The sequence below is a fragment of the Dyadobacter sp. CY347 genome, from assembly GCF_021502655.1.
Lineage (GTDB): Bacteria > Bacteroidota > Bacteroidia > Cytophagales > Spirosomataceae > Dyadobacter.
Genome location: NZ_JAKFFT010000002.1, coordinates 837,775 through 860,789, shown reverse-complemented (window position 1 = coordinate 860,789; position 23,015 = coordinate 837,775). Strand labels below are relative to the sequence as shown.

At 42.2% G+C, this 23,015-nt stretch carries 20 protein-coding genes; 12 read left to right on the top strand and 8 right to left on the bottom strand.

Annotated elements, in window-relative coordinates:
• The first annotated feature begins 1 nt into the window (after position 1).
• The 7 genes from L0659_RS04365 (at position 2) to L0659_RS04335 (ending at position 6,407) form a co-directional block, all read left to right on the top strand.
• Positions 2-949, top strand: coding sequence for a glycosyltransferase (locus tag L0659_RS04365; RefSeq protein WP_235124439.1), 948 nt, complete (start codon positions 2-4; stop codon positions 947-949).
• A 7-nt stretch (positions 950-956) separates the two neighbouring features.
• Positions 957-2,096, top strand: a complete 1,140-nt coding sequence (locus L0659_RS04360; RefSeq protein WP_235124438.1) for a glycosyltransferase — start codon at positions 957-959, stop codon at positions 2,094-2,096.
• The gene (locus tag L0659_RS04355) at positions 2,083-3,147 is read left to right on the top strand and encodes a glycosyltransferase family A protein (protein WP_235124437.1); all 1,065 of its coding nucleotides are present in this window, start codon (positions 2,083-2,085) and stop codon (positions 3,145-3,147) included. The genes L0659_RS04360 and L0659_RS04355 overlap by 14 nt, the downstream gene beginning before the upstream one ends.
• Before the next feature lie 29 nt (positions 3,148-3,176).
• A complete protein-coding gene (locus L0659_RS04350; protein WP_235124436.1) occupies positions 3,177-3,704 on the top strand; it encodes a serine acetyltransferase in 528 nt (175 codons plus the stop codon).
• Positions 3,701-4,828: a glycosyltransferase family 4 protein gene (locus tag L0659_RS04345; RefSeq protein WP_235124435.1), complete on the top strand. Its 1,128-nt coding sequence runs from the start codon at positions 3,701-3,703 to the stop codon at positions 4,826-4,828. Before L0659_RS04350 ends, L0659_RS04345 begins: the two co-directional genes overlap by 4 nt.
• Positions 4,829-4,877: 49 nt before the next feature.
• Positions 4,878-5,318 (top strand): oligosaccharide biosynthesis protein Alg14, encoded by a 441-nt coding sequence (locus L0659_RS04340; RefSeq protein ID WP_235124434.1) that lies wholly within the window; start codon positions 4,878-4,880, stop codon positions 5,316-5,318.
• 84 nt (positions 5,319-5,402) lie between these two features.
• Positions 5,403-6,407, top strand: coding sequence for an acyltransferase (locus tag L0659_RS04335; protein ID WP_235124433.1), 1,005 nt, complete (start codon positions 5,403-5,405; stop codon positions 6,405-6,407).
• A 9-nt stretch (positions 6,408-6,416) separates the two neighbouring features.
• Here the strand turns inward: L0659_RS04335 and L0659_RS04330 are convergent, their stop codons facing one another.
• The 8 genes from L0659_RS04330 to L0659_RS04295 all read right to left on the bottom strand — a co-directional run bounded on the left by L0659_RS04330 (position 6,417) and on the right by L0659_RS04295 (position 15,741).
• Complete coding sequence (locus L0659_RS04330) at positions 6,417-7,106, bottom strand: hypothetical protein (RefSeq protein ID WP_235124432.1); 690 nt, start codon at positions 7,104-7,106, stop codon at positions 6,417-6,419.
• A 67-nt stretch (positions 7,107-7,173) separates the two neighbouring features.
• The gene (locus tag L0659_RS04325; protein ID WP_235124429.1) at positions 7,174-10,491 is read right to left on the bottom strand and encodes a response regulator; all 3,318 of its coding nucleotides are present in this window, start codon (positions 10,489-10,491) and stop codon (positions 7,174-7,176) included.
• A 253-nt stretch (positions 10,492-10,744) separates the two neighbouring features.
• Positions 10,745-11,515: a pseudouridine synthase gene (locus tag L0659_RS04320; RefSeq protein ID WP_235124427.1), complete on the bottom strand. Its 771-nt coding sequence runs from the start codon at positions 11,513-11,515 to the stop codon at positions 10,745-10,747.
• On the bottom strand, positions 11,516-12,247 hold the full coding sequence (locus tag L0659_RS04315) for a class I SAM-dependent methyltransferase (RefSeq protein WP_235124426.1): 732 nt from the start codon (positions 12,245-12,247) through the stop codon (positions 11,516-11,518). It abuts the gene before it with no gap.
• A 32-nt stretch (positions 12,248-12,279) separates the two neighbouring features.
• The gene (locus L0659_RS04310; RefSeq protein ID WP_235124425.1) at positions 12,280-13,011 is read right to left on the bottom strand and encodes a DUF1361 domain-containing protein; all 732 of its coding nucleotides are present in this window, start codon (positions 13,009-13,011) and stop codon (positions 12,280-12,282) included.
• A gap of 160 nt (positions 13,012-13,171) precedes the next feature.
• Complete coding sequence (locus L0659_RS04305) at positions 13,172-14,446, bottom strand: DEAD/DEAH box helicase (RefSeq protein ID WP_235124424.1); 1,275 nt, start codon at positions 14,444-14,446, stop codon at positions 13,172-13,174.
• A 206-nt stretch (positions 14,447-14,652) separates the two neighbouring features.
• Positions 14,653-15,054, bottom strand: a complete 402-nt coding sequence (locus L0659_RS04300; protein WP_235124423.1) for a YdeI/OmpD-associated family protein — start codon at positions 15,052-15,054, stop codon at positions 14,653-14,655.
• Between the two features lie 45 nt (positions 15,055-15,099).
• Positions 15,100-15,741 (bottom strand): DUF1080 domain-containing protein, encoded by a 642-nt coding sequence (locus L0659_RS04295; protein ID WP_235124421.1) that lies wholly within the window; start codon positions 15,739-15,741, stop codon positions 15,100-15,102.
• A 367-nt stretch (positions 15,742-16,108) separates the two neighbouring features.
• Between L0659_RS04295 and L0659_RS04290 the strand changes: the two genes are divergently transcribed.
• The 5 genes from L0659_RS04290 to gmd all read left to right on the top strand — a co-directional run bounded on the left by L0659_RS04290 (position 16,109) and on the right by gmd (position 23,005).
• Positions 16,109-16,846, top strand: a complete 738-nt coding sequence (locus L0659_RS04290) for a tyrosine-protein phosphatase (protein WP_235124419.1) — start codon at positions 16,109-16,111, stop codon at positions 16,844-16,846.
• Between the two features lie 223 nt (positions 16,847-17,069).
• Positions 17,070-17,882, top strand: a complete 813-nt coding sequence (locus tag L0659_RS04285; RefSeq protein WP_235124417.1) for a polysaccharide biosynthesis/export family protein — start codon at positions 17,070-17,072, stop codon at positions 17,880-17,882.
• Positions 17,883-17,950: 68 nt separating this feature from the next.
• Positions 17,951-20,329, top strand: a complete 2,379-nt coding sequence (locus tag L0659_RS04280; protein WP_235124416.1) for a tyrosine-protein kinase — start codon at positions 17,951-17,953, stop codon at positions 20,327-20,329.
• Between the two features lie 532 nt (positions 20,330-20,861).
• Complete coding sequence (locus tag L0659_RS04275) at positions 20,862-21,806, top strand: GDP-L-fucose synthase (protein WP_235124415.1); 945 nt, start codon at positions 20,862-20,864, stop codon at positions 21,804-21,806.
• 56 nt (positions 21,807-21,862) lie between these two features.
• Positions 21,863-23,005, top strand: coding sequence for a GDP-mannose 4,6-dehydratase (gmd, locus tag L0659_RS04270; protein WP_235124414.1), 1,143 nt, complete (start codon positions 21,863-21,865; stop codon positions 23,003-23,005).
• Positions 23,006-23,015 lie beyond the last annotated feature (10 nt).

Below are 23,015 nucleotides of genomic sequence, written 5' to 3'. Positions count from 1 at the left end.
AATGAAATTCAGCATTGGTATACCCGCATATAAAACGGTGTTTTTCAAAGAGTGCATTGATAGCGTTCTGAATCAAGATTTCACGGATTTTGAACTCATCATTGTTGATGATAATTCTCCCAATGACATTGAATCATTTGTTAGACAATATGATTCAGACAAAATCCGGTATTTCAGAAATGAAAAAAACTTTGGGGCATTACACGTTGTAGACAACTGGAACAAATGCTTGTCGCTGGCAAAGGGGGAATTCTTTGTACTTCTGGGCGATGATGACAGGATGCGCCCGAATTATCTTTCAGAGTTTGAACGTCTGATAAATAAATATCCTGATTGCGGCGTATATCATTGCCGCTCGATGATCATCAATGAAAATTCAGAACCTATTACACTCACTGAGCCGCGTCCTGAATTTGAAAGCGTATACGATGCCATTTTGCAGCGTATCAAAGGAAATCGTCATTTTTTTATCTCAGATTACGTTTATCGCACCAGCACATTGAAGGATAATGGCGGATTCTATAAGCTTCCATTGGCCTGGGCCTCTGACGACATCTCCTCTTACATCGGTTCAATACAAAACGGCATTGCCCACACCAACGAACCCGTTTTTGAATATCGGCTGAATACACATTCAATCTCCTCAAACGGCAGCCTTTACAACAAACTGGCCGCTATCAAAGGTGAGGAGGAATGGCTGAATAAATTTTTGCAAATAGAACCAAAACATGCCGTCGACTTGATTTTGAGAGAGAACATCAAGAACCAAATGAAGGTGTTCATTCAAAAAAAGAAAATACAGACCATTTGCGATTCGAATGCAAACAACCCGATCTCACTCGTTAAATGGCGTTTAAAAGACACAGCAAAGCACCTTTCTTTTCAGGAATTCTGCTACGCTTTGATTTTGAGTTTTAAAGAAAAAAGAAAATATCAATATGCTTCCTGAGCTCAATATGCAAAACGCAAAACGCAAGATTACCTGGGTCACACCGGACTATTTTGTGGATTGCGATTTCAACATCGACATTTTCAAGCACATCCTGCAAGCATTCGAAGTGCACTGGATCATATTGCTTCCTGCAAAGAATGCGCGGTTTTCCGAAGGGGATTTTCAGGAGCTCCAAAAGCTGGATGGACTGCACATTGAATTCCTCTATTCCGCTCACAGGCAACGTGACCCGCGAAGACTAGGCTATTATTTTAATCTGCTCAGGAAGATCAAGCAGGACGGGTCAGATATCAATTATTTTAACTGTGTGCCGGACCCATATTCTATGCCTCTATTTTGGTTACTCAATAAAAACAGGACCATTTTTTGCGCACATGATGGTGAAGTAACGGGAGCATTCAGCTTTGCAGCCATTACTAAAATTGCTTTTAAATATTCATATTCCTTTGCCCGGTTTGTAAATATGTTTTCAAAATCACAGGCAAGCAAATTCAAAACAAATTATCCTCAATCAGAAGTCTTTACCACCTATCTCGCTTTGAAATCATTTGGAGCTTCCGAGCAGATTGTAGCGGACCAGAATAAGATTACATTCCTGTCCTTCGGCGTAATTAATTACAGTAAAAATATCGAACTGCTCATTGAGGCGGCATGCAACATTTACGAGCAGGGTTATAATAATTTCAAAATTTCAATTAACGGTTCCTGTACAAACTGGGAATATTATCAATCGCTCATACGCTATCCCCAGTTATTTGAATGTCAGATTCGCATGATTGATAATGGTGAAATTCCAGCGCTTTTCAGCAATGCATCTTATTTTGTCCAGCCTTACCGGCAGGTATCTCAGAGTGGGGCCATGAAGGTTGCATTTTACTACAATTTACCTGTTTTGGCCTCGGACTTTCCAGGTTTCAGAGACGAGGTTATCGAAGGCATCAATGGCTATCTTTTCGATCCCTCAGATGTTAAAAACCTGGAACAATTAATGATCGACAGACTTAAAAATCATAACCTGGATTACACGCGGCTTAAAAGTAACATGCAAGCGCATGTCACAAGCCGCTACGCCGATAAGGAATTGGCTCAGAATTATATCAGCATGTTTAACCATGTAATCGATTCGTCAAATGCAGCTGCCTGAAATTTCAGTAATTATGCCCGTCTACAACGGCGCAAGTTTTCTCAATGATGCAATTGAAAGCATCCTGAACCAGACATTCAGAAACTTTGAATTCATTATTATCAATGATGGCAGCACCGATCATACGGAGCAGATTATCCAATCATACCAGGATGAGCGCATTGTGTATGTAAAAAACCCGTCAAACCTGAGACTGATCAAAACGCTGAACCTGGGTGTGAAAATGGCGAGAGGAAATTACATTGCAAGAATGGATGCCGATGACATTTCGCTGCCCGAAAGGCTAGCAATGCAAAAAGCCGCTTTCGATTCTAATTCCGAAATCGACATCGTAAATATAAATGCATTCTATTTGCAGGAAAATGGCATTTTTTTTCGCGAGCAGAAGTCGACCATTACATTGGGGCCCGAAGCAATCAAGCATCTGAGTATTCTTCAAAACTTCATTTCACATCCTGGCGTAATGCTTAAAAGCCAGCTATTAAAGCATTACCAATACTGTGACGAAGAATCCAAAGAACACATTGAAGACTTTGATCTTTGGAACAGGATGTTGCAGGACGGTTGCGTTTGCTATACAATTGATGAATGTTTACTGTATTACCGCGATAACAATTCCAGCATCAACCATACGCAAAAGGACAGACAATTGAGCAGAATGTTTGCGCTGAGCTCAGGATTGCTTCAATCCAGATTCCGCTTTGAAATCGAGGCCGAAAACCTGAAGTGGATACTCGGGCAAGCTCGCGGAGTTAATTATGCAATGCTTAACAGGATTAACACGCAAATACAGGAATATTTCTCCACTGTAAATAACAGTCAACCCTTGTCCAAAACTGCGTATACAGAAATGAGTGTATGGAGAAAGCAAAAAATTGTTCTGCTCAGCTTGCGTTCGCTAAGCTATTGCAATATTGCCCAAAAAGCACAGGTCTTGGCTTATCTGATTTGCCATATCAACTGGTTCGCACACAAGCAGCTATTAACCTTTGCCGCCAGGATCGCTTATCCAAAATATCAGAAGCGGATAGCCAACCAGCACAATTATTGATAAAAAGCACGCAACATTCGTCAATTATTATGACCAATATATACAGTTTTGCCACGCAGGATTTTTCGGAAAACGCTGTCAATACCAAGGGCAGGATTTTCGGCCTATTTTTCAGAATAGCCAATTATCCGACTCGTAACATCATACTCCGGATTCTTCTAATGCCATTCCGGGCATTTTATAAGATATTCTTCGAATGGATTGTGGGCATTGAAATTCCGGCTGCTGTCAAGATTGGATCAGGATTGAAAGTCTATCATTTTCCTGGGATTGTCATTCACCGCGATGTTATCATTGGAAAAAACTGCACGCTGCGACAGGCCACAACAATCGGAAACAAAACAGATAATGGCGGATGTCCTGTCATTGGAAATGATGTAAATATTGGAGCAAACGTCTGCATATTAGGTGACATAGTAATCGGAGACAATGTAACCATCGGCGCAGGATCCGTTGTGATCCAAAGTATTCCTGCGCACTCCGTCGCAGTGGGGAATCCGGCCAGGGTTGTAAAAAACACAAATGCTAATCAAAAAATATACGAGGCAGTAATATGATGAGCTTACCTATATCCTTTAAAAATGTGCTGCATGTCGGGCCCAATTACATTCGCCACAAAGGCGGGATGGGCGCAGTAATTGAGACGTATAAAAATAATATTAAAGATTTTGAATTCATTCCATCCTATGAGGGAAACTACGGTTCGATTGCCAACATTCCGTTTTTCTTTCTTTCATTTTTGAAGATCTTCTTCAAATTGTCTACCAATTGGAAAATAAAGGCCGTTCATGTACATGGCGCGTCTTTTGGAAGTTTCTATCGCAAATACATCATATTCCTTCTCAGCAAATACATTTATAACAAAAAATTCGTCTATCATCTGCACGCTGCTGAATTCCATACTTTTTATCAAGAAACAAATACTTTTGCCAAGCGTTTGATTCAACATTTAATCAATGATGCTGACTGTGTCATTGTTCTTTCTGAGAGTTGGGCAAATTTTATAAATAATGAATTCAGCCCTAAAAAAGTCGTGGTTTTACACAATCCGGTTGAAATTCCATTGAGGAAACAAAAGACCCGAAATGCGGACTTTGCAATAACTTCCTTTCTTTTTCTAGGAAGGATCGGAGACCGCAAAGGAATATTTGATTTACTCGACGTTATTAGCAAGAATAGAGATCATTATCAAGGGAAACTGTCATTGACAATTGGAGGTGACGGTGAAATTGAGCGGCTAAAAAGTTATTTGAATGATCATCAGCTGAATCAAATCTGCAAGTACGTGGGCTGGGTGGATGGCAACTTGAAAAAAGATCTTTTGCAGGCTTGCGACGTTTTGATTTTGCCTTCCTATAATGAAGGTTTGCCGATTGCAATTCTGGAAGCAATGAGTTATGGTAAGCCGATAGTTTCCACCAATGTAGGCGGCATTCCGGAGGTTGTAAAAGACGGAGTAAATGGCTACATCATAGCACCGGGTGATAAGGACGCGCTGGAGGCGAGTATGGCAAAACTTTTAGATAACAAATCTCTCCAGGAGCTAATGGGTCGTCAATCATTGAAATTAATAGACAGCTATGATATTAATACAGTCATGAAGCGACTCGAAGATATATATAAAGACCTCTTCCCGACTACATTCCTTATGCAGCTGGAAACAACGACTGACATTATTTAACTTCAATTATTACTTTTTAACCCTTCCATAACTATCTAAATTTAACATTATGAAAATTGCAGCAATTTCCTCAGGCGGCGGACACTGGATTGAACTACAACGCATTACGCCAGCATTTGAAGATCACGATGTATTTTATATTTCCACCCATAAGAACCTGGGTGACACCGTACAGGGACATAAGTTTTATACGATCCCGGACGCAAGCCGGTGGAACAAATTGAAATTGCTTATGGTGGCTTTTCAAGTGATGAAATTGATGGTATTTACAAGACCTGACATTGTTATTTCAACCGGTGCCGCCCCTGGTGTATTTGGAATTATAGCCGGAAAACTAATAGGAGCAAAAACAATATGGCTGGACAGTATCGCCAATGTTGAACACATCTCTTTGAGTGGTAAGCTTGCGATTCACATTGCCGACCGCGTATATACGCAGTGGCCATCACTTGCTGATAAAAATATTATCTATGCCGGCAATGTGCTCTGATACATGTATTGAATATCAGTGCAACGAGTTGTTTTTATCTTGAACAGCCCAAAATCTTAAATTTTGAGCAACGCCAGTAATATTATGCAAAAACATCAGGCATTTTTAGCCTATGGGCGGGGATTTGCAATTACCACAATTGTGTGTTTTCATTTTCTGCAAGCTATGAACTTGCCGGGTTTAATGGCCAGTGCTATTAATCTGGGTGGAGCAGGCGTACACTTCTTCTTTTTCGCCTCAGGTTACGGCCTGATGAACAGCAGATATAATGGTGTTGCGAATTTTTTCAAAGCCAGATTTAACCGGGTTGTAAAACCTTACTATTTTATTATCACAGCAATATTTTTATTAAATATTCCTCTTAACCTATATAACGACGGCTGGGAAAGTTACCTGAGCCATATTTTGTTTTATAAGATGTTCACATCCGATATTTCAAGTTTCGGTGGGCATTTTTGGTACATTTCTACGCTATTGCAATTTTATTTGATCTTCCCTGTTCTAAGACATTTGGTTGATAAAACAAAGCCCGAAACTGCTATACTGGTTTCAACATTGATCTCACTAATGTATAGTGGCTGGGTTGTATATATCGGTCAAACCGAAACCCGGCAATTAAATAGCTTTTTCCTTCAATTTTTGTGGGAATTTGTATTGGGAATGGTAATCTGCAAGACAAATTTTTTGGAAAGGCTCATTTCGAAATCATTAATGTTCTACATTATTATTACCGTGGTAACCATTGCCATAACCGGTCTTTTAGTGACGTACTTTGGTTCGATAGGTAAAATGTATAACGATTTCTTTTCATTCGTTGGTTACTTGGGGATATGTATAATATGCTACCGGATCAGATTATTTTCTAATACGCTATACTATCTAGACAGCATTTCCTTGCCGCTGTATCTGACGCATGTATTCGTCATAAGCTTATATATTTCCAGGATTGCAGCGGATAACCAGATCCGTTATTTGGATCTTCCAATTTTGCTATTGTTTTCACTGCTTGTGGCTGTCGGTGTCAATTATTTGACCAGTCACAAAACAGTGAAAACTGTAACACTTGCTAAAAGTAGTCAGGATGCTTAAATGCTCGCCTTATTTCTCCTCCTCATCCTCAAACTTATCAGCATGTGCCTCGGCATCATAGCTGTCTGCATATTTGATTTCGTCGAGCCAGTAGGATGAGCTGACGATGTCGTAGGTAACCGAGGTCTCATTTCGGGAAACTTCGCTTAGCTGCCAGATGATATCGTTTGCTTCTTCGAAGCGCTCACTTTCTATCTGGTCGGAGAACAGGCGATGGATCAGGCTTCGGTCTGACATGCCGGCGGCAAGAATTCTGACGATCGGCGGCTTTGGGTTATCATTAAAAATACTGATGTCTCCGGTGATCTCTACCGAAAAATGTACCGCTTCGGCGCGAGGGAACTTGCCGTTGTATGCTTCATAGAGCAGCTGCGTGGAGCGGAAAAGATCGGGATGCAAATGGAGCTCTGGATATTCCTCCCACAATTTTTCGGTTAAGATCTCATGCGAAAGATTTTGAATCTGTCCTTCGGTCAGTCTTCCGGCAATGGTATAGTCCAAAACAATTTTTGCTGCTTCCTCAGGCTCAAAATCAGTGAGTGACATCATGCACATTTCCTTTAATTCAGCGTCGTTGATCTCGCCGGGATTGTCATAATCCATTGCCTCCAAAAGATTCACCAAATCACTTTTCTCCCAGGATCCGGGCAGCTGCTGAATTTGTTCAAACGACAAAACTTTTACTTTAAACTGACTCATGTTGTTATTTTGATTAATACAAAGGCCTTATTGTTACGCTACATCTGCATAATCCGTGCCACCGGTATTAATTAATGTCCTCGTTTAGGTCCAGAAACCGCTCAAACACCTGCCAGATTGCATTCTGGACAAAAGGTTTAGCCACAAAATCGTCCATACCGGCCTCTAAACACCTTTCTTTTTCTCCCATCACATTTCCGGCAGTTAATGCGATAATGGGGACTTTATCTGCACCCGGAAGCTTCCTGATCTGCGAAGTCGCCTCATGGCCATTCATAAGCGGCATTTGAATGTCCATAAAGATCAGGTCCGGCAACTGTTTTTCGCAAAGCGCCAAGGCTTCTATGCCATTGGCAGCTTCCCAGATCGCCGCATTGACCGCAAGCTTTTTGATGACGGTCTTAGCAAGAATCATGTTGATAAGATGATCTTCCGCAATAAGAATGTTCAGTTCCTTTGAAGTGAAGCGCAGTTGCTCAGCTCCGGCGCGGGTCTGCTGCTGTGGTTCATCGGGCGATAGATTGGCAAGCGAAAGTGCTATATCGCCCAGCTTGATAGGCTTCATCAGCCGCGAACTAATGCTGAGCTCCTGGCAGGCTTGAAGCACACTTGAATCATCCGCCGAGCTGTTCAGTAGGATAATGGGAAGTTGTGCGGCAGAGATTGTTTTGCGGATCTCGCGGACCGTTTCCAGGCCATCCATATAAGGCATGTGATAATCTATTAACACGGCATTATAAGCTGGTGGCGCTGAAAGCATATCCAATGCTTGCGGGCCATTTTCAGCCTGATCCGATTGGATGCCAAGCTGGCTGAGCATGCGCTGAACAAGCTGGCGATTTTTCGCGTTGTCATCAACGATCAGCACCCGGTCAATGTTGGTAATGGTTTGACTGGAAAGCGCCTCTCCGCGCTCCGACTTCATGGTGAGGTCAAAATATAGCGTGCTGCCAACGCGCAGGATGCTGTCTAAATGAAGGCTGCTGCCCATCAGCGCCAGAAGCTGATTTGAGATCGTCAGCCCGAGCCCGGTTCCTCCATAACGCTTTGTTGTTGAACCGTCTTCCTGTAAAAAGGCTTCAAATATCTTGGCCTTCTTTTCCTCGCGGATCCCAATGCCCGTATCGCGCACAATAAACCGGCACGTAATATCATCACCAGTTTCCGGCTCGTAATTCAGGATCTCAATTTTGAGCTCGATCTCCCCGCATTCGGTAAATTTGGCTGCATTACTTAGTAAGTTGATCAAAACCTGTTTCAGGCGGATATCGTCCACCCATACATAGCGCGGAAGACAAGCCGGAATGTCCAGCAGCATTTCAAGACCTTTGTTCTGCACCTGAAACGAGATAATGTCGGCCGTTTGCGCGGCTATTTCATAGATATCATATTTGTCAATATCCAGTTCCAGCTTACCGGCCTCGATTTTCGAAAAGTCCAGAATATCATTGATAATGCTCAAAAGCGTATTGGCAGACTGATGAACAAAGCTCAGATATTGCTTCTGGGTATCACTCATATGCGTTCTGAGAACCAGGTCGGTGAAACCGATCACGCCATTCAGGGGCGTGCGAATCTCATGGCTCATATTAGCCAAAAATTCCGACTTAGCCATATTAGCCTGTTCGGCCAGGTGGCGCGCCGTTTTCAGTTCCTGCCGGTGCAGCTCTATTTCTGTCACATCCTGAATCAGGGTGATGATGCCCCCAACGGCTCCGTCAAACTGAAACCAGGGCCAGACTTCCCAACTAAGATACCGGTCGTGGCTCCATCCATCCGGTCGGTAAACCTGCTCTCCCCTTAGCATGCGCTTAGCTGCTAAGGCCTTGCGGTGAATTTGCTTCCAATCCTGTTCCGTATCGTCAAATAAGTCATAATGGCTCATTCCGATAATATCTTTGCTGCGCAACCCGTATTCCTGTTCCCATTTACGGCTTACGGCCAGATACCGGCTATCATTATCCAGCATGGCTACAACCGCAGGAATGTGCTCGACGAATGCCAACAGGCGGGCCTGCTGCATGTTCAGCTGCTCTTTGGTGTACTCAACCTGCAGTTCTGTTTTTTTCTTCTCGTCAATATCCTGAACAGTCCCGTATAGCTTCTTACATTTTCCGTCCTTGAACTCTGCATTGACGACGAGCCTGACCCAACGCTCTTGGAATTTATTTGTTACAATCTGAACTTCTATGTCCTGAGCCGTGCCATAATTTGTGGCATCAGTCATGGCTTTGACCACCTTTTCACGGCTTTCGCCTGGTTTATAAAGGTCGAGCACATTATCAATGTTGAGCTTCAAATCAGGATCGTGCTGGTAGATTTTACTCGCGAGATCCGACCAGTAAAGCGACTTTTCACTCAGATTATATTCCCACCCCCCAATGCCTGCTATAAGATTGGTTTGCATCAGCATCTGTTGGGTGCGGAGAAGTTCCTTGGCCTGATTATGGGTATGGGTAATGTCTATACAGTTACCGACAACATAACCGTGTCCGTTTCCGTCCATAACCAATGCATTGCGATAGCTCCAAATGACCGGGTGCCCGTTCTTATGCATGGTTGTCATCAAACCGCTGGATTTGCCTGAATGCGTAATCTGATGCAGATAAGCCATTAATCCCGGCCTGTGCTTTTTTGGGGTTACATCGAGCAGGTTCATTTTCAGAAACTGCTCTACGGTATATCCCAAAAGATCAGCCCCAACAGAATTAACAGCTGTAAAATTGCCATCAAGGTCATGCGTGCACATGAGTCCCTGAGAACTTTCAAAAAAAGATTTAAGCTTTTCTTCGCTGCTGCTTGTTTTTTCCTGAGTATAGGTGTTTTCGCTTCCTTGCTCCTGTCGCCCGGCTTGTATACGTTCTTTATGACACGCAACCAGCGTCATAACCTGGGAAGCGATGAGTCGGAGCGCGTCGCTTTGCGGCTGAGTAAGTTTTCGGGCTTTACGATCCAGCACGCAGATAGCCCCCAGCGTGTAGCCCGAAGAATCTGTAAGCGGGTATCCGGCGTAAAAACGAAGGTCAGGCTGCTCATGAAGTAAGTCGTTGCCCCGGAAACGGTCATCAAGGGCCACATCCTGGACTTCAAAGAGCGAATCTTGCAGCATGGTATACTGACAAAATGAAGTTTTCCGCACCATTTCATCGAGTTGTGTCCCTTTGGAAGATTTAATCCAGAGTCTTTTTTGATCAATAAATGTAATCAAGCAGACCGGCGCGTCGCATGCCAGACAAGCCAGATCGGTAAGACCATCAAACTCTTGCTGCCTGGCTGTATCCAGGATTGAGTAGCTTAGCAGCGCCTGCAACCGCTTATGTTCCCCGGCAATAAGCTTATCTGCCTTGCCATTATCAACGTCAATACCGTATAGCCCTTCATTCATTTATAAAAATACAATTAGTTTTAATGTGAATAAAACTATTTTGTTTAAGCATTACTGAAATGGCGAAAGGTGTAGGAAGCCAATGTGGGCTTCCTACACCTATGCATGATTGATGTTTTTAATCGCAAGAATTCAAATTAAAAAAAAGCTTATAATTCTGTGATATAATTGTTGGTGCTGCGAATAATCTTCCGTGGAAAGGATTGGGATCCTGTCGTCAGATCATTGGTGATGCTTAGGGAGATTGAAGGTTTTAGCGCTGCGAAGTAAGTCCTGGGATCATGTTGAACTGATTAGATCCGGCCGGTTCATCAATAACCAGGTTTTGGAATGATAGCTTTTGGCAAACGGTTAAAAAATCTGGCTGAAAGTTCGCATTGATGTGCATTTCTTTGCCTTTTTGTGGTGCCTGAAAATGTATGGAAGTCGCATGCAGCATCATTGTACTCATCCCCAGCTGCTCTTTGAAATACCGGTTCTGCTTATTACATCCATGCGGCCTGTCGCCGATGATGGGATGAAAGATGTGGGCCATGTGCTTGCGAAGCTGGTGCATGCGGCCGGTGGTAGGTTTGAGTTCGACCAGGGAATAGCGTGATGTCGGATGTTGTCCAATGGCAAAATCTACTTCTGTTCTTGCCAGGGTTCGAAGTGAGGTGAAGGCTTCCTGGATCGTGCCGTCTTCTTTTTTTAGTGGGTAATCAATGTCAAGCTGATCCGGGGTGTAACCTCTGACAATGGCATGGTAGGTTTTTCCAACTTTGCCTTCCTGAAATTGTTGCTGCATCAGGCTGTTCATTTCTTCATTTAGCGCAAAGAGCAGTACGCCGGAAGTCTTTCGGTCGAGCCGGTGAACGGGATATACTTTTTGCCCCAGCTGGTCCCTGAGGATCTGGACTGCGAAAACATCTGCATCGGCCGCTATGGGTGAGCGATGAACGAGTAGTCCGTTTGGCTTATTGATCGCAACCAGATCTGCGTCCTGGTAAAGGATTTGGAGGTGAGGATGTGTCGGCTCTGTCACTTAAAATATAGAGAGATCCTTCTCCGTCTTCTCCGTTAGCACTGTATAGGCATTGGGTTTGATGCCCATCAGATATGGAAACATCCGCAAGATGGAATGTTTGATTTTAGTTATATAAAACGCTGACGGATTGTTTTTATAAAGTGGCTTAATCACTTCATCATCGTAAAGGTGGCAAATGTCCTTTTTGATCTGAAAGTTCTCAGACATCAGCAGGAACCTCAGCAAGGCAGGCGTGTAAATGTTAATGTGCCCATAGGAAAGGAAATGCTTCACTTTTTTGTCTACATAAAAAGAAAAATCAATCGGCACTTCGAAAATCTGATATTTTGAAACCCGTTTTATTTCCCTCAACAGCATGCGCTCATGCTCGACGTGCTCCAAAACATGCGAACAGATCACCAGATCAAAATGGTTGTCGGGATAAGGAATGTGATATCCGTCAAAAAGCAGGACATCTTTGAGGTTTTTGATTTGCTTGGATTTTATCAGGCCAATCCCGCTTTCGGAGATTTCCACGCAGTTCAGATCCTGGCAAAAATCCCACTGTGAAAGCCAGTTAAGGATACTTCCCTCCCCTGCGCCTACTTCGAGCACATTTTTAAAATTGATGTGCCTGGAAAGTGCTACTATATTTTGTGCCTTGTATTTGGCCCCGGTGTTGCGCCACGAGACGGAGTCATCATTATATTGTGATGAATAAGAGTCCTTAACGTTATCGGATATTTGCATATCAAAATGACATTGATTTCATGACTAAATCCCTACTCTACAGCCTGGTTCTTCTTGCTATACCTGATCCGGAAACGGACAATAACCCAAAGTACCAAATACAAAATCCCCAGCAGCATGCCGATTTCCATACTAAAAACCCAGGCAGTGCGATCCAGGGAGCTTTCTATCAGGTTGTTCAGGATGGCCCTGGGATCGTGGATAATGTCCCAGCTGTTCATGCGCCTTACCCTTCCCAAGTATACGCCAAAACCAGCCAGCGGAAGACTTAGCAACAGAAATGTAATGCTAACGCGTCTTGTAAAAACCCGCCGCCACGAGCGGTGAATCCAGTATAATGACACAAGACCATTGAAAAGACTAACTTCTGCGTAAAAGAAGAGCATAATTACATCATGCCAGGTCAGATCCCGCTGATAATCAACGGTTAAGTGTGCCAGGTCGGTGATCATGTAAGGCGCATTGGGGAAGAATGCAAGCCAGATTGTGGTTAAAATGATCAGCGTTAATGGAATGCTGCCGAAGCGTTTTGTAAAGTTGTCGGCCAGGAAGGCGGTGATCAGCGGAATCCAACTTAAAAATAAATTCCAGTCCATTGAAAAGTCAACGGGGGAATTAAAGAAAATACGGATTAGGTGAAAGAATACAGCAACCAGGCTTAACAGCAAAAGCAACAGCAAGGAGAACAAACCCTCCATTGATACAATGGGCGGATCTGTGACGCTGAACCTATGGTTCCTTATCCAATCTATCAAACGGTCCAATAGTACGGTATTTTAGTTTATCCATGACGACTTAAAAACTAAGCAAAAGAAAAGCAAAAAAGGCATAACACATTTATATCATTTATATCCTTAAAATAAAAATTGATATAGTTATATCTCTGATGCTTTTGCTGCGTCATTTTCGACAAACGCTGACAGGCTAGGCCTGAGTAGGATTTTTGGTTTCTTTATTAGGTTTACGTCTTTTAGGTCTTCCCGACGGCTTATTAGCGGGTTTGCTGCCCGGGCCTGGCTTGCGGCCACCGGCTGCCCTGAAACGCCGCGGCTCAAATACCGGAGCGTCCCCAAGTCCCAAATCCTGGGTTATGGATTGCTTTTCAACTTCTTTTTCAAAAAGCCTTTCAATCTTCAATACGTATTTTTGATCTTGCTCATTGATAAAGGTGATCGCCGTGCCCTTCGTTTCAGCTCGGGCGGTCCGGCCGATCCGGTGAACGTAATCTTCCGGGTCGCGGGGCACATCGTAGTTCACAACGTGGCTCAGGTTATCAATATCAATCCCCCGTGAAAGCACGTCTGTTGCTACAAGCACCGGAAATTGTCTGTTTTTGAAATCCCTTAATACAATTTCGCGGTCAGCCTGCTCGGAATCAGAGGAAATCCCTCTTGCAGCAAGCCCCAGTTTTTTCAATGCCCTTACAATCGGCTCCACGGTAGATTTGCGCGAGGTAAACAGCACCATACTTGTATTTTCAACCTGACTAAGCAAGTGCAATAATAAAGGCAATTTCTGCTCATCCTTTGCCATATAAAACTGCTGATCGATCCGGTCAACCGGACGTGAAACGGCAAGTCTTATTTCCTCAGGATTTTGCAAAATCCGTTTTGCCAATTCGCCGATTTTTGGCGGCATTGTGGCTGAGAACATGAGCGTTTGTCTTTTTGCGGGCAAAAAGCTCATGATCTTTAATATATCACTTAGAAAACCCATGTCGAGCATTCTGTCAGCTTCATCCAACACCAGATGCTTCACATTCCCGAAGGTCACATATCCCAACTGCAAATGCGCGATAAGTCTTCCGGGAGTTGCAATAATAATGTCTGCTCCCTGGGTCAAAGCCTTTTTCTGCTGGTCCCATTCCGGACCTTTGTTACCACCGTAAACCGCAATACTGGTTGCGCCGACGAAGTAACCCAGCCCCTGGATCTGCTGATCGATCTGAACGGCAAGCTCGCGCGTGGGTACAAGGATCAATGCGCCGGTGTTCCCGTTGTTTTCGTGGGCAACCTTATCAAGGATAGGAATTAAATAAGCAGCTGTTTTTCCTGTACCCGTCTGGGCGCAGGCGAGCAGATCTTTGCCGCCAAGAATGTAAGGAATTGCCTGCTCCTGAATAGGTGTTGCCTGCTGGTAGTTCATGGAATCCACGGCGTTGAGCACGTCTTCGTGGAGTTCAAATTCATTGAAATTCAAAATTCAGCTTGTAAAGTCCATAGGTTTAAGTGACTACGGACGCGTTAAAAAAAGAGCTGACTTCAATATTTCCCAGTCAGCAAACCGCTTGATTTGAACAAATATAAAAAATATCCTGCTGAAAATGAAAAGTGGGGGTGAGATAAGGTCGGGAAATGTATATCCTCGGCCGTTAGCGAACCAATGTTGAAAATGAAATAAGAATGTTATTTAACCTTCAACCGGTTGATCATCATGATCGCGCGGTCAATACGAACCTGAACCGACTTTGCGCCCGCAACATAATATATGATGCCGCGCTGATGACTAGGCAAGGATTCATAAAAGAGGCGTTTCCCTTCCTCGTCCATTTCCAGCAATTCTTGCAGTTCTTCTGGCACATCCCGGCCAAACTCACTATCATCCGGCCTGATTTCCGCATGCAATTTTTGCCCGAGCACCAGTTTTCCCTGTTGCCTGAGCGGCGTTCCTATATTAATGTAGAAACCTCCCCCACCCTTCGGCCGGATCGCACATTGAAAATCGACATGACCATTCAGCATGCACCTGACCCGAGCAGGTTTACGCCCCTGGACAAACTGCATGGCCACTTCCTCAGGTACGATCATATAAAATTCGCCTCCATGTTGCTATGGAACGTTTATTTGCACAATTTATTCAGTCAACGGACGCACCATAATGTCCTTATAAAGCACAACGCTCTTAGGGTCATGCGCTTGCAAAGCAAATGTACCGGCTTTAAGGAATTTATTTTTCATATCGCCTTCTCTCTTGTCCACATCCGTTTCTTCGTAGTCTACAACAACCTTATCATTGATCTTAATGGTAATGTGCTTGCCTTCCACTTTGATGTATTCCGTGTACCATTCGTTATCCTTCACATATGTTTCCTTCACATCAACCACGTTATATAAACTCCCCGTGCGCTTGTAATCCGTATGCGACTGATTCACCTGCACTTCATAACCTTGTGAAGGCCAGCCATCTTCCTGATAAGCAGTGTGAATAAAGATTCCCGAATTTGCCCCCGGCTTAGTCATTACCGTTGCTTTGAATTCAAAATTCTTAAACATGTGGTTTTTGACAGGGCCGTCGTAGAACAAGTGCGCCCGCGGGCCTGCTACCTGAATGTTGCCATCCACGATCGTGAAAGAACTTGCATTGGCCCCGATTTTCCAGCCATCGAAGTTTTTACCGTTGTAGATGGAAATCCAGCCATCCTGGGCGAAGGTGGTAAGTTGCAGGCTCAGGCTTAGAGCGAGCGTTAGGAGTAGTGTTTTTAATGTTTTTTTCATAAGAAAGGTAAAAATGGTTGGATGCAGGTGTTGGTTGGTCTTTTTATTTAAATCGGGTTTTGGGTGAAAACTACTCTTATTTAGGACCGTTAGAATACGGTGAAGTGAAGTTTGATAGCCCCCGACTTATCGAGGCATTTAAGCACTGCGGAAATGCAAAAACTATTTCTTACATGTAATACAAAGAATCGTACAAAAGAATAATACAATTTTACATTTCTAAATTTTCGTAAAATTTTTCAGGTTATGATTCTGTATAGTGTCATTTTTTTTATCTTAAATTTGTCCTAATTTCAAACAAACAAAAATTCCGATCGGCGGGCTTAGTTGATCTTTTAACAGCACCAAGTCACGGATCGAAATTGATATGCTCAACTGGTTATTCGACAAAAAGAAAAATAAGGAGGTAAGTTTAGCCCATATCGGTATAGACATACATTCCCATATCATACCAGGAATTGATGACGGCGTCGAAACAGTTGATGAAGCTGTTGCGATGGCTGCTAAAATGCAATCTCTTGGTTATTCTAAAATCGTTACAAGTCCTCACGTTATGTGGGACTGCTACAGAAATACACCAGAGATTATTCAGGCAGGACTGGAAGATGTTCGACAAGGTGCTAAAAAGGCAGGACTATCAATCCAGATCGATGCCGCTGCCGAATACTTCATTGATGAGCATTTCAACGAAATGCTTGCGTCGGGGCAACGTTTAATGACACTTCCCGGGAATCGTCTGCTTGTAGAGTTACCCTACTCTACGCCTCTGATGAACACATCAGAGAATCTGTTCTCTATCATCAGCAAGGGTTATCAACCTGTTCTAGCTCACCCGGAGCGTTATACCTATTTCTACTCAGACCCTTCCGTTTACAAGAAACTGGCAGATGGCGGTTGTGAGCTACAAGTGAACATTTTATCACTAACTGGTTACTACGGAGACAATATTTTGAAGATGGCAGAATGGCTGTTAAAAAACAATCTCATTACTTTTTTGGGGACTGATGCTCACAAAATTCAGCACTTAGAGCTAATTCAGAAGAGCAACAAACACAACTGGGTAACGGATTATCCTTTTCAGAATGAAAAACTTATAAATATTTAATGATGATAATTGAATTTATTCTATATTTGTCATTAATACTGATTTCGCATTTATTGCACAATAGAAAGAAATACCTTCCCCTCGCATTTGTACTTTAAGCCCGTATAATAAAGTAATAGAGATTAAGAGTAGCAATTTTGATTCTTAAATGACTGTTTTCCCAAGGACAATCAGCTGAATAACAACAAATTAATTTAGTAATTTAATATACTCACGTTAACTCATGATCTTACGCACTAAGCGATTCTCTCAAATCACATTCATTTTACTTTTTGCTTTTATTGCGATGATCGCAGGAACAACATCCTGTGTATCTCCCAAGTCGATTGTATATTTCCAAGGCGATACGTTGCGCTACTCAGCGTCGAAAATTCAGCAGAATTACGTCCCCAAAATTGCTACAAGTGACATGCTATCAATTATTGTCGGAAGCTTGAGCCCTGAGGCTAACTCAATATTTAATGCGGCAAATGAGTTTTCTACAACATCGATCAGCTATGGAACCGGAAGTAATAATGCAAGACAACCTTTCGGTTATCTTGTCGACAGTGAGGGAAATATCGAGCTCCCCCTGGTAGGCAAAATTCACGTAGAAGGATTAAAAATGCAGGCCGCTGCTGATACCATCCGTAACAGATTGTTGGTTTATCTGAAGGAACCTTCAGTCAACATCAAAAATATAAATTTCAAAGTTTCAGTTTTGGGAGAGGTCAACCGCCCTGCGGTTTATGTGATTCCTGATGAAAAAATTACATTACCAGAGGTTCTGAGTTTGGCAGGTGATCTCACGATCTATGGGAGACGCAATAATATTATGATCATCCGAGAGGAAATGGGTGAGCGTCAATATGCGAGAATTGACTTAACATCTCGGGACATATTTGAATCCCCTTTTTATAATTTGCATAAGAACGATGTAATTTATGTTGAGCCGATAAAAGCTCGCATGAATACAACCGACAGGACAATTCAGCTGGCCCCTTTGTTCCTCAGTGTGGTAACCGCACTAACACTTGTTATTTATAGATTAAGATAATCACAATTCCCCGTATTCTGGAAGTGTGTTATCACTAGAAAACTCAACAAAGAAATAATTTCCTTAGTATGAATAATCAAAGTAGCGAATTCCATCAAGATCAAATTGATGAGCAAGGGAAGAAATTTGACCTTCATTCCTATATCAGAGGCTATGTTAGATATTGGTTTTTGTTCCCAATTTGCTTAGCCTTAGCGCTTATATCAGCATTCTTTTTTCTTCAGATCACACAGCCAGTCTATTTAGCCAAAGCGAAACTCCTTATCAAAGACGATCAAAAGGGAATTTCTGGAAGCGGAAATGACATCATAGAGGAAATGGCTCAATTTGGAGGAAATAAATTGGTCGAGAATGAGATTGAAATCCTCAAATCTCAATCATTAATGGAACAGACCATCAGGGAATTATCCCTGGACATTAATTATGAGACTACCGACGGCCTAAAAACGATTGATCTCTACAAACAAAGTCCAATCATTATAAAGCCTGAGCTGATTTCGGAATTTGCTTATGAAAATCCATTGGTAATTCATGTTATAGACAATGAATCGTTTACTATAAATGATGAGACAAACAAATATAAATTCGGTCAAAAATTTCGCAATCCGTGGGGTTTGTTCTCAATACAAAAGGGAGCAGAGTCAACCTTCAAAGATGTCGATGTTAACTTCAAAGATGTTAAAACCCTGACTGGCATCCTTTTAAAAAGGCTTGAAATATTAAAACCTAATCAAAAAAGTACCGTTCTGGAGCTCAGTTTTGAGGATACCTCCATACAGCGCGGCAAGGACGTCTTGAACAAGTTATTGGATGTATATGTACAATCATCCCTTAATGATAAGAATAGCGAAGCTAGCAACACCTTGAAATTTATTGAAAGCAGATTAGGTCTGATAACCGGGGAATTGGGAGATGTTGAAAAGGATGTTGAGTCCTATAAGAAAAATCAAGGACTCACAGACATAAGTGCTGAATCTAATCTTTATCTGCAAAACATTAAAGAAAACGACGCGCAACTTAATGATGTAAATATTAAGATTAGCGTTTTAGAAAGTGTTGATAATTATATAAAAAATGCTGGTGACGGTTCGCCTGCTCCTGCTACCTATATGATTAACGATCCTATACTTGTCTCACTTTTGACAAGATATAACGACTTGCAAATTCAGAGAGAAAAATATGCTCAGACTACACAGGCAAGCAATCCGCTACTAGGTACAATTAATACTCAAATTGCAAATACCCGGCAAGCTATAAGAGAAAACGTTCAGAATCTAAAACGTGGATTGGATGTAACTAAGAGTAGTTTAGAGGGTGTTAACGCCCGCTTCTCTGCCGGACTTCGCAGTATTCCGCAAAAAGAACGTGAGTATGTTGGCATTAAGCGTCAACAAAGTATTAAAGAGGGCCTATATCTCTACCTCCTTCAAAAGAGAGAGGAGACTGCATTGGGATATGCTGCAACTGTAACGGATAGCAGATTAGTTGATGCGCCAATCGCGTCTTTTGTTCCGATAAAACCAAAAAGACTGATCGTGTGGGCTGGTGCTACTGCGGCGGGTATACTTGTTCCCTTGTTGCTCATCAATTTACTCTTACTACTAAACAATACAGTACAGAATCGGGAAGAAGTAGAAAGCACAACAAGAACTTCTGTGCTGGGGGAAATAGGCCTGATGAAGACTACCAAGGATCAGCCTGGCGAGGATGCGATTATTAAAATGACAAGCCGAAGTGCTGTTGCAGAACAATTCAGGGCTCTCCGCACTAACTTGCAATATTTGGGGGATGGAAATTGCAGAACTATTATGTTCACATCATCCATTGGAGGTGAAGGTAAAAGCTTTGTTAGTATAAATCTTGCCGCAAGTTTAGCTTACTCTGACAAAAGAGTTCTCTTGATTGGATTAGATTTAAGAAAGCCTACCCTTCACGAGCGTCTGCTGGTTTCAAATAAAACTGGGGCCTCCAATTGCTTAATTGGCCAAGGAACGCCGCAGGACTTCATTCAACCAAGTGGGGTTCATCCAAAGTTCGATGTGCTGACAAGTGGTCCGATCCCTCCTAATCCGTCTGAGCTTATCAGTAACGGCCGACTTCCGATTCTGTTGAAAGAGCTTCGTGAGCAGTACGATTACATTTTGATCGATTCGCCTCCTTTCGGTCTTGTAACAGATTCGTCTCTGATAGAGAAATACGTAGATGCCACATTATATCTGGTGCGTTTTAATTACACTCTGCTGGATCATTTAAAGCGAATTGGCGATTTGCAAAGAGCCCAACGATTTACCAATCTTTCTATAATCTTCAACGGTGTTAAATACGGTGGTGGATATGGATACGGATATGGATATGGCGGATATGGATATGGATATTATGGCGATGAACCAGAGAGCAAAATCCAGACCATTGAAACAAAATTGAGGAAAATGATCACAAGGAGTTAGTGATCATATTTAAAAATTAAACTACGCAAATTTAAAATTGTATTTAAGTACAAAATGCAATTTTAAATTTGCACCATACTGAAGATTGAATTATTTTCAGAAAAGCAAAACGAAATGTATTTCTATACAAATCGATTTGATATAAAATCGTCACATTCTCTCAACGTTATATGAACAGAACACTCTTACACCTAAGCGGGTATCGATATTCGCAGAGTCTTGCTACTCTTTTCCGGAGGGGCCCCGGATGTCATCCAGCCTAATTACTAATCATTTATTTCTTCAGACATGACATTGGCAGTAGTCGAAACTTGCTATGTCGGCTTGTTCACGTGCGTCAGTTTTGACAAAAGGAATTAAGTGATTGTTTAAACATATAGCCAGAAAAGTATCTGACCTTCAAGTGCCAAACTGATTAAGTGACCTGTCAACATTGTAAGTGCACCCTCGAAACTTCAATCATGGCTTTACTTATCAGGCTTTTTGAATCATCAAGAATCGAATATCAGAAAACTATTGAATCTGTAAACGAATGGACAAATTATCTAAAATATATGTAGCTGGCCACAGAGGCATGGTTGGGTCAGCCATTACGAGAGCATTACGGAAAAATGGATATGAAAATATTCTAACCCGTACCTCTTCGGAGTTAGATTTGCGTAGCCAAGCAGCGGTTGCAGATTTTTTTTCCGAAGAGAAGCCCGATTACGTGTTTTTGGCAGCAGCAAAAGTTGGTGGAATTGTGGCGAACAACACCTATAGAGCTGACTTCATTTATGAAAACTTAATGATCGAGGCAAACATCATTCATCAAGCTCATTTGAATAATGTTATTAAGCTTATGTTTTTGGGTTCTTCCTGCATTTATCCCAAAATGGCTCCCCAACCATTAAAAGAAGAGTATCTGCTTACAGGAGTTTTGGAAGAAACGAATGAACCTTATGCAATCGCTAAGATTGCGGGAATAAAACTATGTGAAGCGTATCGAGATCAATATAACTGTGACTTTATTAGTGTAATGCCTACAAATTTGTACGGCTATGGTGATAATTATCATTTAAATAATTCGCATGTATTACCGGCTTTAATCCGGAAATTTCATACAGCGAAAGAAGAAAACCAACCTTTTGTGACAGCGTGGGGTACAGGTTCGCCTATGAGAGAGTTTTTATTTGCCGATGATCTTGCAGACGCTTGCTTATTTTTGATGCGGACCTACAGCGGCAAAGAATTTGTAAATATTGGTACCGGGCAAGACCTTTCAATAAAGGACCTAACTACACTAGTTGCACAAGCTGTGGGTTATGAAGGAGAAATTAGATGGGATACATCGAAACCTGATGGTACGCCTAGAAAATTGATGGATGTATCTACCCTACATGGGCTAGGTTGGCAACACACAATCCAACTAAAAGAAGGAATAGATTTGGCATACAATGATTTTTTACAGAATCAAGAGTTGTACGCTGTTAACTGAGCCTTATGCTCATTGTTTAAAATATATTAAATCAATAGTCATTAAACTTAAAAAAGATGTCAAAAATAGCGTTGATTACTGGTGTAACTGGACAGGATGGTGCATATCTTACTGAGCTTTTATTAAGCAAAGGATATATCGTGCATGGTATTAAGAGACGGAGTTCTCTTTTCAATACTGATCGTATCGATCACCTTTATGAAGATCCACACGTCACTGACGCTAGATTCAAATTGCATTACGGTGATTTGACAGACTCCATGAACTTGACACGCATAATCCAGGAAGTGCAGCCGGACGAAATTTATAATTTGGCGGCAATGAGCCACGTGCAAGTGAGTTTTGAAATTCCAGAATATACAGCAAATGCTGATGGTATAGGAACGCTTCGAATCTTAGAAGCTGTCAGACTTTTGGGCTTGACTAAAAAAACAAAAATTTACCAGGCGTCAACGTCCGAACTTTATGGCTTAGTGCAGGCTGTTCCTCAATCTGAGACCACCCCATTCTATCCAAGATCACCCTATGCAGTTGCAAAAATGTACGCATACTGGATCACGGTGAATTACAGAGAAGCTTACGGAATGTTTGCTTCTAATGGAATTCTGTTTAATCACGAATCTCCATTAAGAGGCGAAACGTTTGTTACCCGCAAAATTACCCGCGCAGCAGCCAAAATTGTATTGGGGCTGCAGGATTGCCTATATATGGGAAATATAGACGCCCAGAGAGATTGGGGACATGCAAAAGACTACGTCGAAGCCATGTATTTAATACTTCAGCAGGATACATCTGAGGACTTTGTTATCGCGACCGGCGTTACTACCCGAGTTAGAGAATTTATCAGGAAGACATTTGCGTTCCTTGGTATTGAACTACAATTCACAGGCTCGGAATCTGATGAAATTGGTACAATAGCATCTGTAGATAGTTCTCGGTTGTCAGAGCTTGGCATTGCATATGGCCCTCACTTGCAGCCTGGTACAACGGTGTTAAAAATAGATCCAAGATATTACCGTCCGACAGAGGTTGAACTGCTTATTGGCGACCCAACTAAGTCACAGGAAAAATTGGGATGGAAGCCAAAACACACTTTGGATACATTAATAGAAGATATGGCATCGTCAGATCTTCGCTTATTTCAAAAGGATCAGTTGCTGTTGAAGGAAGGTTTCGGCGTAATGAATTTCTTTGAATGATCACTTTCAG